The organism is Parageobacillus sp. KH3-4 (assembly GCF_022846435.1).
Classification (GTDB): Bacteria; Bacillota; Bacilli; order Bacillales; family Anoxybacillaceae; genus Parageobacillus; species Parageobacillus thermoglucosidasius_A.
Map to the genome: position 1 here is coordinate 422985 of NZ_AP025627.1, position 14069 is coordinate 437053.

Sequence of the window (14069 nt, forward strand, 5' to 3'; positions counted from 1 at the left end):
TTGTGAATATATGGCAACTGATAAAATCATTGTCAAAGGTGCGAGAGCCCATAATTTAAAAAATATCAATGTCGAAATTCCCCGCGACAAGCTTGTTGTGTTGACGGGGCTTTCCGGTTCGGGGAAATCGTCGCTTGCCTTTGATACGATTTATGCGGAAGGACAGCGGCGCTACGTCGAATCACTCTCAGCGTACGCCCGCCAGTTTTTAGGGCAAATGGATAAGCCGGATGTCGATGCGATTGAAGGGCTGTCGCCGGCGATTTCAATCGACCAGAAGACGACGAGCCGCAATCCGCGTTCGACCGTCGGAACGGTCACGGAAATTTACGATTATTTGCGGCTTTTGTTTGCCCGCATCGGCCGCCCGGTTTGTCCGGAGCACGGCATCGAAATTACATCGCAGACGATCGAACAAATGGTCGACCGGCTTCTTGCCTATCCAGAACGAACGAAAATGCAAATTCTCGCTCCCATCGTTTCCGGCCGGAAAGGGACGCATGCGAAGACGCTGGAGGACATTCGCAAACAAGGGTATGTGCGCGTGCGCGTCGACGGGGAAATGCGGGAGCTTACAGAAAATATTGAGCTCGAGAAAAATAAAAAACATTCGATCGAAGTCGTCGTCGACCGGATTATCATCAAAGACGGGATTGCTTCGCGTTTGGCGGATTCGTTAGAGACCGCTTTAAAGCTTGCGGACGGAAAAGTGCTGATTGATGTCATTGGCCAGGAGGAGCTGCTGTTTAGCGAAAAGCATGCGTGCCCGTATTGCGGCTTTTCGATTGGCGAGCTCGAGCCGCGCCTGTTTTCGTTTAACAGCCCGTACGGCGCATGCCCGGATTGTGACGGCCTCGGTGCGACGCTCGAAGTCGATCCTGATTTAGTCATTCCGAACGATGAGCTGACATTGCGCGAGCACGCCATCGCTCCGTGGGAGCCGCAAAGCTCGCAATATTATCCGCAGCTGTTGGAAGCGGTGTGCAACCATTACGGCATTGACATGGATGTGCCAGTAAAAGACTTGCCGAAGGAGCAGCTCGATAAAATTTTATACGGCAGCGGCGGTGAGAAAATTTACTTCCGCTACCAGACCGATTTCGGGCAAATTCGCGAGCAATATATCGTTTTTGAAGGAGTTATTCCGAACGTTGAGCGCCGCTATCGTGAAACGAGTTCTGATTATGTTCGCGAACAAATGGAAAAATATATGGCGCAGCAGCCATGTCCGACGTGCAAAGGAAACCGTTTGAAAAAAGAAAGCCTCGCTGTGCTCGTCGGCGGCAAACATATCGGCGAAGTGACGGCGCTCTCAGTTACGGAGGCGCTTGCGTTTTTCGAAAACTTGCAGCTAAGCGAAAAAGAGCAGAAGATTGCCCATCTCATTTTGCGTGAAATCCGCGAGCGGCTCGGTTTTTTAAAGAATGTCGGGCTCGATTATTTAACACTCAACCGCTCCGCTGGAACGCTTTCGGGCGGAGAAGCGCAGCGCATTCGCCTGGCGACGCAGATCGGCTCGCGCTTGACCGGGGTGCTTTACGTTTTGGACGAGCCGTCGATTGGGCTTCATCAGCGCGATAATGACCGTTTGATCGCGACGTTAAAAAGCATGCGCGATATCGGCAACACGCTTATTGTCGTCGAACATGACGAAGATACGATGCTTGCCGCCGATTATTTAATTGATATCGGGCCGGGCGCGGGCATTCACGGCGGCCGAGTCGTTGCAGCCGGAACGCCGCAAGAAGTGATGAACAACCCGGACTCGCTCACCGGGCAATATTTATCGGGAAAAAAATTCATCCCTATTCCAAGCGAGCGCCGCAAGCCGGATGGACGATGGATTGAGATTGTTGGCGCGAAAGAAAATAACTTAAAAAACGTGTCGGTCAAAATTCCGCTTGGCACGTTTGTCGCGGTCACCGGCGTATCCGGTTCCGGCAAAAGCACGCTCGTCAATGAAATTTTGTATAAGGCGCTTGCGCAAAAACTGCACCGTGCGAAAGAGAAGCCAGGCGAGCATAAAACGATTAAAGGGCTTGAACATTTAGATAAAGTCATTGACATTGACCAATCGCCGATTGGCCGTACGCCTCGCTCCAACCCGGCGACATATACGGGCGTGTTTGATGATATTCGCGAAGTGTTTGCGGCGACGAACGAAGCAAAAGTGCGCGGGTATAAAAAAGGACGCTTCAGTTTTAACGTCAAAGGCGGGCGATGCGAAGCGTGCCATGGCGACGGCATTATTAAAATTGAAATGCACTTTTTGCCTGATGTGTACGTTCCGTGTGAAGTATGCCATGGCAAACGGTATAATCGCGAAACGCTAGAAGTGACATACAAAGGAAAAAATATTGCGGAAGTGCTCGAGATGACGGTGGAAGATGCGCTTGAGTTTTTCGGGAATATCCCGAAAATTAAACGGAAATTACAGACGCTGTATGATGTCGGCTTAGGGTATATGAAGCTTGGGCAGCCGGCAACGACATTGTCGGGCGGAGAAGCGCAACGTGTCAAATTAGCTGCAGAATTGCACCGCCGTTCGACAGGCCGGACGCTCTATATTTTAGACGAGCCGACGACCGGGCTTCACGTCGACGACATTGCCCGCTTATTGAAAGTGTTGCAGCGCTTAGTCGAGAACGGGGATACTGTTCTTGTGATTGAGCACAATCTTGACGTCATTAAAACGGCGGACTACATTATCGATCTTGGGCCAGAAGGCGGCGAACAAGGAGGACAAATCGTGGCAACGGGAACGCCGGAGGAAGTGGCCGAAGCAGAAAATTCGTATACTGGCCGCTATTTAAAACCAATACTGCAACGCGACCGCGAACGAATGCGGGCGTTGTATGAAACGGCAAGGGCATAGCCTTTGCCGTTTTGCTTTTCTCTAATCGTATCTTCTTCATGAAACTTTTCTTGACCGCGGTCGTATATAAAAAACAAAAGGAGGAGTTTTTCGTGAATTCCAACAAAGTGCTCGCATCATTATGTTATTTCAGCATTCTTTTTGCCGGATTTGTTTTTCCGATTATCGTTTATTTTGTGACCGATGATCAAGAAGTGAAAAAACATGCGAAAAAAGCGTTTCTTTCCCATTGCATTCCGGCCGCCACGATTGCATTTTTCATTATTCTAGGCATTTCTATGGGGGTTACGCAGCAATATAACGATATTTCTTTTTTAGTAGGAGGCGGACTTGTATGGATCGGTTTTGCCATAGCGGGAATTGTCAACTTGGTCATTGTGGTTTGGAATATTGTTCAAGGAATCCGGGTATTAAAATGAAATAAATGGAGGGAAGCATCCATGGAAGAGAAAAAACGCATATTAAAAATGGTGCAGGAAGGGAAACTTACAGTAGAAGAGGCGCTTACGCTGCTCGAAAGGTTAGACGAACAAAAAAGCAACACCGGCTTGCTTGATCTGCATCATGCGTCCGAGTCGCATTCGAATGCAAAACAGCATTCCGTAAAAATGGATTCGCTGAAAGAGAAATTGTTTGATTTTTTAGATGCAACCGTAAAAAAAGTGAAAGAATTTGATTTTCCGTTTGCCAATCCGATGGAAGTGAGACATATTTTTCAACAAAACAATGTCGCTTTGCAAGAAATCGATGTGCATATTGCCAACGGAAATATAAAAGTGGTGCCATGGGAACAAGCGGACGTTCGCGTCGAATGTGAAGCGAAAGTTTATCGTCTTGAATCACCGGATGCGGCGCGGCGGTCATTTATAGAAGAGACGTTGTTTTTCGTGCAAAACGGACGTTTCCGCTTTTCCGTCGCGAAACCGTTTATGAAAACAAATGCGACGATCTATGTCCCGCAAGCACGCTATCAAGATGTACATTTTCGCCTTTTTAATGGGAATGTCGATATCGAGCGCCTACACGCAAATGAGCTGCATATTAAAAACGTAAACGGTTCGATCACGCTTCAGCGCCTTTTCGCTGAAAAAGCGGAATTAGAGACGGCAAATGGATCGATTATTCTTGAGCGTAGTGCGGTAGAGGAAGTGGAAGCGGAGACGATCCATGGGGAAATCAAACTGAATGGAAATAACCGTTACGCGCGGCTGCGGACGTTTAGCGGCGGGATTACGTACGCAACGGAAAGAGAAGATGGGGTCATTACCGGAAAAACGGTCACGGGAAATATTGCATTGCGGCTTCCCCGCGATATATGTTTGGAAGGCGAAATGAGAACGAACCTCGGCAGTTTGATCTGTCAGCACCCGAACGTATCACCTGTAGAGGAAAAACAGGAAACTGCGCAAAAAATGATCCGCTTTGCATGTGAAAACCCTTCCAAACAACCGCTTCATATTTATGCGGATTCGAAAGCGGGCTCCGTTTCTCTGCAAATGATGGAAGAAGGGGTATGAGTAAATGGAAGAACATCATGAAAAAGACGGTGATAGTAAATGATTAATTGGTTAATTGGCGTATTTGTGAATACGGTTTTATTGATGGCAATTGACGGATATTTTGATTCCATTCAATTTAGCGGCATTGGCGCCGCTTTTATTGCGAGTATGATTTTATCCATTTTAAACGTTGTCGTGCGTCCCGTTTTAATTTTGTTAACATTGCCTGCGACGATTTTGACGCTCGGATTGTTTTTGTTCGTCATTAATGCTATTACTTTGCTGATGACGGCAGCGTTAATGGGTGACGCCTTTGAAATTGATGGATTCGGCACGGCGCTTCTCGCTTCGATTGTTCTTTCCTTTTTCCATTTGCTCGTTCAAAAAGCGATCATTGAACCGTTGTTACAAAAATAAACGTTTGAGGCGGAACAAGGGCATCCGCCTCTTTTTGTTGGGTGGATGTTTCCCTTTCAATGCGAGAAAGAAAAATGCTAAAATGAAAAAAGACAAGAAAGGAGAGAAATTCCGACATGCCGAAAGTGCGCACAAAAGATATTATCGAAAAGTTCCAGCTGGAATTGGTGAGCGGCGCGGAAGGAATTTACCGTCCGATTACGACGAGCGACTTGTCCCGCCCCGGCATTGAAATGGCGGGCTATTTCGCGTATTATCCGGCCGAACGGATTCAGCTGTTAGGCAGAACGGAGCTTTCGTTTTATGAAACGTTAAGCCCAGAAGAGAAAAAAGTAAGAATGGAGCAGCTCTGTACCGATATTACTCCAGGGATTATCGTATCGCGCGGGCTGGAAGTTCCGCCGGAATTGATGGAAGCTTCTGAGCGGCAATCGGTGCCGGTGATGCGCTCAACGATGAAAACAACACGCCTTGCGAGCCGCTTGACGAACTATTTGGAAAGTAAATTGGCGCCGACCACAGCGGTTCACGGTGTGTTGGTCGATGTTTACGGCGTCGGAGTATTAATCACTGGCAAGAGCGGAGTTGGCAAAAGCGAAACGGCGCTTGAATTAGTAAAACGAGGTCATCGGCTCGTCGCGGACGACTGTGTCGAAATTCGCCAAGAAGATGAAGGAATGCTCGTTGGCAGCGCGCCAGAGTTGATTGAACATTTACTGGAAATCCGCGGGTTAGGCATTATTAATATGATGACATTGTTTGGCGCCGGAGCGGTGCGGACGCATAAACGCATTTCGTTAGTGATCGATTTGGAACTTTGGGATCCGAATAAACAATACGATCGTCTCGGGTTGGAAGAAGAAAAAGTAAAAATTCTTGACACAGAATTGCCGAAATTGACGATACCGGTGCGACCGGGACGAAATCTGGCTGTGATTGTCGAAGTGGCCGCAATGAATTTCCGCTTGAAACGAATGGGGGTAAACGCGGCGGAGGAGTTTTCCGCGCGCTTGACCGATGCGATTGAAGATGGCGAGCATGATTACGAATAACAGTTAGGAGGAATAAAGCGATGGATGCGACGATTCAACCGCTAGACCGTGTTTTTTTGCATCTCGGCCCGATCACGATTTATTGGTATGGCGTCATTATCGGAACGGGTGTATTGATCGGATTATGGCTGGCGACGAGGGAAGGGGAGCGGCGCGGACTCCCAAAAGAAACGTTTGTCGACCTCGTTTTGTTCGCGGTGCCGATCGCGATTTTATGCGCGCGCGCCTATTATGTGATTTTTGAGTGGAGTTATTATTCGAAACATCTATCAGAAATCCCGAAAATTTGGGAAGGTGGTCTCGCGATTCACGGCGGATTGCTCGGCGCGGTCGCGACAGGAATCGTCTTTGCGAAAGCGAGAGGGCTTTCGTTTTGGAAGATTGCGGACATTGCGGCGCCAAGCATCATTTTAGGGCAGGCGATCGGGCGCTGGGGGAATTTTATGAATCAGGAAGCGCACGGCGGCCCGGTGACGCGGGAGTTTTTGGAAAGCTTGCATTTGCCGGATTTTATTATTAATCAAATGTATATTGACGGTCAATATTACCATCCGACGTTTTTATATGAATCGCTTTGGGATTTTGCCGGGTTTTTGCTGCTGCTGTGGCTGCGGCGCGTCAATCTTCGGCGTGGCGAATTGTTTCTCAGCTATTTAATTTGGTATTCGGCCGGTCGGTTTTACATTGAAGGGATGCGCACCGATAGTTTGATGTTGACAAGTCACCTTCGCATCGCGCAAGTCGTTTCTGTTATGCTTATTATACTTTCGGTATGTTTATGGGTATTTCGCAGAAAGAAAGGGTTGGCAAAGGAGCGGTATAACGATTAGAAAAGGGGAGAAGAGACATGGTTGGAATATTACGGCGGGGGCTTGCAGTTGGCCTGCAGACGACGTGGACGCTTGGAAAAGTGATTTTCCCTATAACGCTCCTCGTGTCCATTTTGCAGCATACCCCTGTGTTGCAATGGATCATTCAGCTTGTCACTCCGTTGATGAAATGGATCGGGCTTCCGGGAGACGCGGCAATTCCGCTTGTGCTCGGCAACTTATTGAACTTGTACGCGGGAATTGGCGCGATTTTAACGTTGGATTTAACGGTAAAAGAAGTATTGATTTTAGCGGTAATGCTTTCGTTTTCCCACAACTTGCTTATCGAGTCGACTGTTGCCTCGAGAACGGGAATGAGCATTGCGTTAATGGTCGTCGTTCGCCTCAGTCTGGCGATCATTGCCGCGCTACTGATTCACCATCTTTGGCAAGGAGGAAGTGAGACGGCGCAATATGGCTTTGTTTCCAGTTCTTCAGAGCAGCTAACAAGCTGGGGAGCTATTTTATTTGCCGGGATAAAAAAAGCGTGCCTTGGGATCGTGCAGTTAGCGGTGATCGTGATTCCACTGATGATTGGAATTCAAATATTGAAAGAGCTAAAGTGGATTCATGTTTTTTCACGCTGGATGGCGCCGTTGACAAAAGCGCTCGGCATGAAAGAAAACACTTCGTTGACACTGGCGGCTGGACTCGTGTTTGGTCTAGCATACGGTGCAGGCGTGATGATTCAGGCGGTCAAAGAAGACGGGGTATCGAAGCGTGATTTGACGCTGGCGTTTATTTTTCTCGTATCTTGCCACGCGGTTGTCGAAGACACGCTAGTGTTTGTGCCGCTTGGGATTCCGGTGTGGCCGCTGCTTATCATCCGCTTGACGACCGCCATTTTATTAACGATGCTTGTCAGCTTTATTTGGAATCGCGGGGAGGAAGCAAAAAGGAAGGAAGCGACGCTATGAATATTCGGACGATATTGTTTGACCTCGATGGGACGTTGGTTGATACAAACGAATTAATTATTCGATCGTTTTTGCATACGTTAGAAAAATATTATCCGGGAAAATATACGCGCGAGGACGTCTTGCCGTTTATTGGCCCCCCGCTTGATGAAACGTTCAACGCGTTAGATCCGTCGCGCGCGCAAGAAATGATCGATACATATCGCGCCTTCAATCACGCGCAGCACGACGCGCTCATCCGCGAATTTGAAACGGTGTATGAAACGATCGAAACGCTATACAAAAATGGTTTTCGCCTTGGCGTCGTGACGACAAAAATTCATCAAACAGCGGTAAGAGGATTAAAGAAAACAAGGCTAGAGCCGTTTTTCAGCTGCGTCGTTGGGCTTGATGACGTCAAGCATGCGAAGCCGGACCCAGAGCCGATTTATAAAGCGCTCGATTTGCTGCGATCCACGCCGGATGAAGCGTTAATGGTCGGCGACAATTATCACGATATTTTGGCAGGAAAAAACGCTGGCACGAAAACGGCAGGAGTGGCATGGACGATTAAAGGGCGGGAGTACTTACAGCAATATGAGCCGGATTTTATGCTTGAAAAAATGAGCGATTTATTGGCGATTGTAGGAGTGAAAAATGCGTGAGACGGACGACGAAATATCCGTTATCAGGCGCAAATTCCTTGTGGCAAATTTATAAAACCGTGTCGTTTTGGAAAGTGCTCAAAAACGTGATCGTCATTCAAATCGGCCGCTATACGCCGTTTTTAGCGGTGAAAAACTGGCTGTACCGCACGTTTTTGCGCATGAAAATCGGGGAAAAAACGGCGCTTGCTTTTATGGTCATGCCGGATATTATGTTTCCGGAAAAAATTCAAATCGGCCGCAATTGCGTGATTGGCTACAATACGACGATTTTGGCGCATGAATATTTAATTGATGAATACCGTCTCGGCAATGTCGTTATCGGCGATGAAGTGATGATCGGCGCCAATTCGACCGTGCTTCCTGGCGTCGTCATTGGCGATCGCGCCGTCGTCGCCGCCGGCACTGTCGTTCATAAAGATGTTCCGGCCGGAGCGTTTGTCGCTGGCAATCCGATGCGAATTATTTACACGAAAGAAGAGATGGAGCGGAGAAAAGACCATTCCGAATAGATTAAGTCTCCCACCTACCATTTATGTAGAGGTGGGAGACCGGTTTCTCCTTCATCCAGCGAGTTTGGCAGTTCCCAAGGTTCATTTGGTAGATTGTCAACAATCAGGTTCCTTCTTCACATCCATTCCTTTCTCCCTTTCGTCCAATTGGCAAGAGAGCTCTAATCCCTTTATTTTTGAGATAGATTTATACGTTTTGGTTTTTGCTGTTAATGTGCATATGCCGTTTGGAAATGAGACTTATTCCAGCTTGCCCATAATTCGGATCATTTTGGTGATCGCATAGTCCAAGTCCATCAAGTCATCCTCGCTCAGTTTCTCTAACCTGTCACAAAATAGGCGATAAATTTCCTCCCAGCGCTTCTTTACAATGCCTTTCCCTTTTTCCGTCAGCATCAGTATAACAACTCGTCTATCAGTAGAATCTTGCGCTTTTATTACATAGCCTTTCTCCTCTAATTTTCGCATCAGAGGGGTTAATTGCTGTTTGGAAATTCTTAAGTGTTGGGCCAACTCCGTCATCGAGATTCCTGTTTTTGCATGGAACAAAGTTTCTAAAATGTGATACTGCAAATGAGTCAAATCCGATTTTTTTTTCGGAATCGGGGTAGCCTGGATGATCGGTTTGAAAACTTTATTATCAAACAGGGGAAGAAGTTGGGCAAAGCTTTCGGCGATTTTTTGAATCCGTGTCATTTGCATGCATCCTTTCTTTTTTCAAAAGCACATTGATATTTAGTAAATAATTATTTATTATTTATTTGAGTTAATTTAAATTATTTCAACATTATCCTGAATATAAAAGTAAATATTTATTAAATATTTTGTGGGTTGTAGAAAACATTTATTTACTAAAGTTAGTTTATCTTGATGCGAATCACAATTCAATTTCATTCGTTGCCAAGGCAAGCAGGCAGCATCATACAAACCTAACTCGTTGGGTTGCATGATTTCTCAAAACATAAGGAAGAGAGGGTTCTTTTATGATTTCGTCTGGTTTAATTTTTGGGGTTTATCCGTTTAGTGTAGCGGGGACGCCGACAGGCTTAGCAGTTGGGCCGAAGGATGATTATGAGAAAATTTATTCGGCATTAAAAGAGCTTCAGGGGCCAGAAAAATCGTTATTGCCTAGAACCTATGTTGTCTATGTCGGACCCGAATCGGTAAATAAAGTCTTATCTTACGTAGAACGTTATGTCAACTTGGGAGTAAAGTGGGGATTCAAGTGGGATATGGCGCTAGGATTTCAAGACGCAGGGATGGAGCTAGATGGCTGGCTCGAGCTGATTCGTGCCATCATCAGACAATATAGCTTTGCTCTCGATTCCTTGCAAATTACGGGCGAAGCGAACTTGACGTTTACGGAAGGCTCCAAACCGAACGTCCAAAACGCTTTGGTGCAGGGAGTTATTGCAGCGAAAGAGGAAACGGAAGCGGCTAACGTGCAGGTGAATATCGGGTTCGCTGCGGTTCCAGATCATTTTGGTCCGGTTGTTCCGGATTTCTGGGAAAGCATTTTTCAGCTGGGCGGACGAATTTTTGTCGAGTCATTGGATTATGTCGGATATAATTTCTATACGGATGTATTTGAAAAATCGATTGACCTGAAAGATATACCGGCTTCCGTGGAGTATGTGTTGCGCCGTTTTCGCGAAAAAAATCTGAAGACTGCCCACATACCCGAATCGGTTCCTATACGGATTACCGAGAACGGTTGGCCTACCGGAAAACATCCTTTTACCGGCGAAGACAGATCGTATGAACATCAGGCTAAGGTGCTGGAAGCGATCATCCGAACTGTTTATGCGTTACGCCAAGAACTTAACATCACACATTATGAGCTTTTTGGCTTGCGTGATGCGGACAGTTCCATTAATGATCTGTTCCATCAATTTGGTATTATGCGAGATGATTATACTCCGAAACCGGCGTTTTATACATTTCAGCGTTTAATACAGGAGTTGGGTGTTTGATAGGAGGAAAGTATGAACGAGCAGGTGGTGCGCCATCCTGCTCGTTTTGTTGTTTTCTAAATTCTTTTCGCTGGATTTATCCTTTTTGTACGTCACTTTTGCCTAAAATGTATTTTATAGTTGACGTACGGGTTTATGAGGAGTAAACTACTAATAACTTCACTTCTCTACCATATTAGCAAACTAAAGTATTTGTCATAAAGGACGTGTGGGACATGACGAAAAAATTGTTTATGTTTGAAAAACCTCTCGGCATGCGCGATACATTACCGTTTTTATATGAAATCAAAAAACGCGTTCGCCAGGCGATGATTCGTGAAATTGAAACATGGGGATATGAATTGATCGAAACGCCGACGTTGGAATATTATGAGACAGTCGGCGCCGCTTCGGCGATTGACGACCATCAGCTGTTTAAGCTGCTTGACCAGCAAGGGCATACTCTTGTCCTTCGCCCCGATATGACCGCCCCGATCGCAAGGCTGGCTGCTTCCCGTCTTTATAAAGACGGCAATCCGCTCCGACTCGCTTATAACGCTAACGTGTTCCGCGCCCAGCAGCGCGAAGGCGGGCGTCCGGCGGAATTTGAGCAAATCGGTGTTGAGTGCATTGGGGACGGCACGGTCTCAGCCGATGCAGAAGTCATTAGCGTCATGATCGCAGCGCTTAAACAAGCTGGACTGCGGCATTTCACGGTGGCGATCGGCCATATCGGCTACGTCAATGCCCTGTTTTTAGAAATTTTAGGAAACGAAGAGCGCGCCAGCGTATTGCGCCGCTTTTTATACGAAAAAAATTACGTCGGCTACCGCGAACACGTAAAGTCCCTTCCTCTTTCTTCTATCGATCAAAAACGCTTGCTCCAATTATTGCATTTGCGCGGCAACGACCAGGCGATGGAAAACGCCAGAGAGCTTGTCCATAGCGAGGAAGGAAAGCGTGCAGTCAACGAGCTCTGCGAACTTTCTGGCGCGCTTCGGCTATACGGTGTGGACGACGCGGTGAAAATCGATATGACGCTCGTCAGCCATATGAGTTATTATACGGGCATTTTATTTGAAGTATATGCCGAACATGTTGGCTTTCCGATCGGAAATGGCGGTCGCTACGACGAATTGCTGGAAAAATTTTCGCGAAAAGCTCCAGCGACCGGGTTTGGCATTCGCGTCGACCGATTAATTGAAGCGCTTGGGGAATCGGAGGCGGAGGCGGCGATCGAGTGCATCGTGTTTAGCCAAGAGCGGTTCGCTGAAGCGCTTGAGCTTGCGAGAACGAAGCGGCGGGAAGGAAAGCGCGTCGTGCTCCAGCATATTTTAGGCATCCGCGATATTGACGCATACAGCAAGAAATATCAGCCGATTACCTATTTACTCGGCAGCGGAGGAAAGGAGGAGTGAGCGGTGCTGACGATTGCGATGCCGAAAGGGCGGATTTTCGCCGAAGCGCTCGAACTGTTGCAAAAAGCGGGATATCTGCTCCCGGCGGAATTCGCCGAATCAAGAAAGCTGATGATGGAAGTGCCTGAAGAAAATATGCGCCTTATTCTTGCCAAGCCGATGGATGTTGTCACATACGTCGAACATGGGGTGGCCGATTTGGGCATCGCCGGCAAAGACGTTATGATGGAAGAAGAACGTGATGTATATGAACTTTTAGATTTAAAGATTAGTAAATGCCATTTGGCAGTGGCGGGCTTGCCAAACGGGCGCATGCCGCAAATTGCGCCACGCGTGGCGACGAAATACCCGAACATCGCCTCGAGCTATTTTCGCGAACAAGGAGAACAAGTCGAAATTATTCGGCTGAATGGTTCCATCGAGCTCGCTCCGCTCATTGGGCTTGCCGACCGCATCGTCGATATCGTCTCGACCGGGCGGACGCTGAAAGAAAACGGGCTTGTGGAGTTGGAGAAAATCGCTGATGTCACATCAAGATTAATCGTCAATCCGGTTAGTTATCGAATAAAAGACGAAGAAGTTGACGTGTTGGTCCACCGTTTGTCAGAAGTCATTCCGCAATGAAGGAGAGGAAAACAGTGAAAGTCGAACGAGTGCAAAGCCGTGTATCATTGCGCCGCACCATCGAATCGGGGACGGAAGAACAGCGGCGTGCGGTGTTGGAGATTATTGCCGCTGTGCGCGCCCGCGGCGATGAAGCGCTGAAAAGCTATACGGAAAAATTCGATGGCGTGCGTCTCGATTCGCTGCGCGTGACAGACGAAGAAATCGAAACGGCGTATCAAAACATCAGCGAGGAAGCGCTTCGCATCATTTGCGAAGCGGCGGAAAACATTCGCGATTACCACGAGCGGCAAAAGAAGGAATCATGGATCACCGCGAAAGAAGACGGCACGATGCTTGGACAAAAAATAACGCCGCTCGATGCGGTTGGGCTGTACGTTCCAGGAGGGACGGCGGCGTACCCGTCATCGGTGCTTATGAACGTTATTCCTGCTCAAGTGGCTGGAGTCAAACGAATCGTGATCGCATCTCCGCCAAATAAAAACGGGACGCTCCCGGCCGGCGTGTTAGTCGCGGCCAATGAATTGGGCGTGAAAGAAATATATAAAGTCGGCGGCGCGCAGGCGATTGCCGCGCTCGCGTACGGAACGGAAACGATTCGTCCGGTCGATAAAATTTTCGGACCAGGCAACATTTATGTGGCGCTTGCCAAACGAGAAGTGTTTGGGCAAGTGGCGATTGACATGATCGCCGGACCGAGCGAAATCGTCGTGTTGGCTGATGAAACGGCAAATGCGAACGAAATCGCCGCTGACTTGTTGTCGCAAGCTGAACATGATGAGCGCGCTTCGGCGATTCTCGTCACTCCGTCGATGAAATTGGCGCTCGCGGTCGCAAGCGAGGTCGAAAAACAGCTCGAAACGCTGCCGCGCAAAGCGATTGCCGCTTCGGCGATCGAGAATTACGGAGCCATTTACGTCACGGAAACGCTCGCGGAAGCGGTGGAAGTCGTCAATGAATTGGCGCCGGAGCATTTGGAAGTAATGACAGCTGAACCGATGCAGCTTCTTGGCCAAATCCGCCACGCAGGAGCGATTTTTTTAGGGCGCTTCAGCTCCGAACCTGTCGGCGATTATTTCGCCGGTCCGAACCACGTGCTGCCGACGAATGGTACGGCCCGGTTTTCGAGCGGATTAAGCGTGGATGAGTTTGTGAAAAAATCGAGCATCATTTTTTACAGCGAACCGGCGCTGAAACGAAATGCCGAAAAAATCGCGGCGTTCGCAAGACTCGAAGGGCTTGAAGCACATGCGCGCGCCGTTGAGGAACGTTTCAAAAAATAAGGGGGAC

The 14069-nt window shown here is 47.9% G+C and carries 14 protein-coding genes; 13 read left to right on the forward strand and 1 reads right to left on the reverse strand.

Translation table 11 applies throughout. The features are described 5' to 3' along the window. Positions 1-10: 10 nt before the first annotated feature. The 9 genes from uvrA (at position 11) to MWM02_RS02110 (ending at position 8785) form a co-directional block, all read left to right on the forward strand. Positions 11-2875 carry an excinuclease ABC subunit UvrA gene (gene uvrA / locus MWM02_RS02070; RefSeq protein WP_244402848.1) on the forward strand — a complete coding sequence of 955 codons (2865 nt, stop codon included), beginning with the start codon at positions 11-13 and terminating at the stop codon, positions 2873-2875. 92 nt (positions 2876-2967) lie between these two features. Further along, positions 2968-3294: a magnetosome magnetite crystal formation protein family gene (locus tag MWM02_RS02075; protein ID WP_064552147.1), complete on the forward strand. Its 327-nt coding sequence runs from the start codon at positions 2968-2970 to the stop codon at positions 3292-3294. A 21-nt stretch (positions 3295-3315) separates the two neighbouring features. Next, entirely contained in the window at positions 3316-4392 is a 1077-nt protein-coding gene (locus tag MWM02_RS02080; RefSeq protein WP_244402849.1) for a DUF4097 family beta strand repeat-containing protein, read from the forward strand. Positions 4393-4431: 39 nt separating this feature from the next. Then, positions 4432-4791, forward strand: a complete 360-nt coding sequence (locus MWM02_RS02085; RefSeq protein ID WP_064552145.1) for a phage holin family protein — start codon at positions 4432-4434, stop codon at positions 4789-4791. 116 nt (positions 4792-4907) lie between these two features. Further along, positions 4908-5843: an HPr(Ser) kinase/phosphatase gene (gene hprK / locus MWM02_RS02090; protein WP_064552144.1), complete on the forward strand. Its 936-nt coding sequence runs from the start codon at positions 4908-4910 to the stop codon at positions 5841-5843. 20 nt (positions 5844-5863) lie between these two features. Continuing rightward, positions 5864-6673: a prolipoprotein diacylglyceryl transferase gene (gene lgt, locus MWM02_RS02095; protein ID WP_244402850.1), complete on the forward strand. Its 810-nt coding sequence runs from the start codon at positions 5864-5866 to the stop codon at positions 6671-6673. Positions 6674-6690: 17 nt separating this feature from the next. Further along, on the forward strand, positions 6691-7629 hold the full coding sequence (locus MWM02_RS02100) for a nucleoside recognition domain-containing protein (RefSeq protein WP_064552142.1): 939 nt from the start codon (positions 6691-6693) through the stop codon (positions 7627-7629). Next, positions 7626-8273: a pyrophosphatase PpaX gene (ppaX, locus tag MWM02_RS02105; protein ID WP_064552141.1), complete on the forward strand. Its 648-nt coding sequence runs from the start codon at positions 7626-7628 to the stop codon at positions 8271-8273. Before MWM02_RS02100 ends, ppaX begins: the two co-directional genes overlap by 4 nt. Continuing rightward, positions 8270-8785: an acyltransferase gene (locus tag MWM02_RS02110; protein WP_064552140.1), complete on the forward strand. Its 516-nt coding sequence runs from the start codon at positions 8270-8272 to the stop codon at positions 8783-8785. Before ppaX ends, MWM02_RS02110 begins: the two co-directional genes overlap by 4 nt. Positions 8786-9025: 240 nt before the next feature. On the opposite strand, the gene MWM02_RS02115 is transcribed toward MWM02_RS02110, so the two are convergent. Next, positions 9026-9481 carry a MarR family winged helix-turn-helix transcriptional regulator gene (locus MWM02_RS02115; protein WP_081260370.1) on the reverse strand — a complete coding sequence of 152 codons (456 nt, stop codon included), beginning with the start codon at positions 9479-9481 and terminating at the stop codon, positions 9026-9028. A gap of 287 nt (positions 9482-9768) precedes the next feature. Here MWM02_RS02115 and MWM02_RS02120 point away from each other — a divergent pair, with 287 nt between their 5' ends. The 4 genes from MWM02_RS02120 to hisD all read left to right on the forward strand — a co-directional run bounded on the left by MWM02_RS02120 (position 9769) and on the right by hisD (position 14062). After that, complete coding sequence (locus tag MWM02_RS02120) at positions 9769-10758, forward strand: hypothetical protein (protein WP_244402851.1); 990 nt, start codon at positions 9769-9771, stop codon at positions 10756-10758. 215 nt (positions 10759-10973) lie between these two features. Then, the gene (locus MWM02_RS02125; protein WP_064552137.1) at positions 10974-12155 is read left to right on the forward strand and encodes an ATP phosphoribosyltransferase regulatory subunit; all 1182 of its coding nucleotides are present in this window, start codon (positions 10974-10976) and stop codon (positions 12153-12155) included. A 3-nt stretch (positions 12156-12158) separates the two neighbouring features. Then, the gene (gene hisG, locus MWM02_RS02130; RefSeq protein WP_064552136.1) at positions 12159-12779 is read left to right on the forward strand and encodes an ATP phosphoribosyltransferase; all 621 of its coding nucleotides are present in this window, start codon (positions 12159-12161) and stop codon (positions 12777-12779) included. Between the two features lie 14 nt (positions 12780-12793). Next, on the forward strand, positions 12794-14062 hold the full coding sequence (hisD, locus tag MWM02_RS02135) for a histidinol dehydrogenase (protein WP_064552135.1): 1269 nt from the start codon (positions 12794-12796) through the stop codon (positions 14060-14062). The last annotated feature ends 7 nt before the right edge of the window (positions 14063-14069 follow it).

Bases quoted from the DNA above. Each gene is read 5' to 3' on its own strand.
- uvrA (WP_244402848.1), top strand. From the start codon at position 11: ATGGCAACTGATAAAATCATTGTCAAAGGTGCGAGAGCCCATAATTTA.
- MWM02_RS02080 (WP_244402849.1), top strand. From the start codon at position 3,316: ATGGAAGAGAAAAAACGCATATTAAAAATGGTGCAGGAAGGGAAACTT.
- MWM02_RS02085 (WP_064552145.1), top strand. From the start codon at position 4,432: ATGATTAATTGGTTAATTGGCGTATTTGTGAATACGGTTTTATTGATG.
- hprK (WP_064552144.1), top strand. From the start codon at position 4,908: ATGCCGAAAGTGCGCACAAAAGATATTATCGAAAAGTTCCAGCTGGAA.
- lgt (WP_244402850.1), top strand. From the start codon at position 5,864: ATGGATGCGACGATTCAACCGCTAGACCGTGTTTTTTTGCATCTCGGC.
- MWM02_RS02100 (WP_064552142.1), top strand. From the start codon at position 6,691: ATGGTTGGAATATTACGGCGGGGGCTTGCAGTTGGCCTGCAGACGACG.
- ppaX (WP_064552141.1), top strand. From the start codon at position 7,626: ATGAATATTCGGACGATATTGTTTGACCTCGATGGGACGTTGGTTGAT.
- MWM02_RS02115 (WP_081260370.1), bottom strand. From the start codon at position 9,481: ATGACACGGATTCAAAAAATCGCCGAAAGCTTTGCCCAACTTCTTCCC.
- MWM02_RS02120 (WP_244402851.1), top strand. From the start codon at position 9,769: ATGATTTCGTCTGGTTTAATTTTTGGGGTTTATCCGTTTAGTGTAGCG.
- MWM02_RS02125 (WP_064552137.1), top strand. From the start codon at position 10,974: ATGACGAAAAAATTGTTTATGTTTGAAAAACCTCTCGGCATGCGCGAT.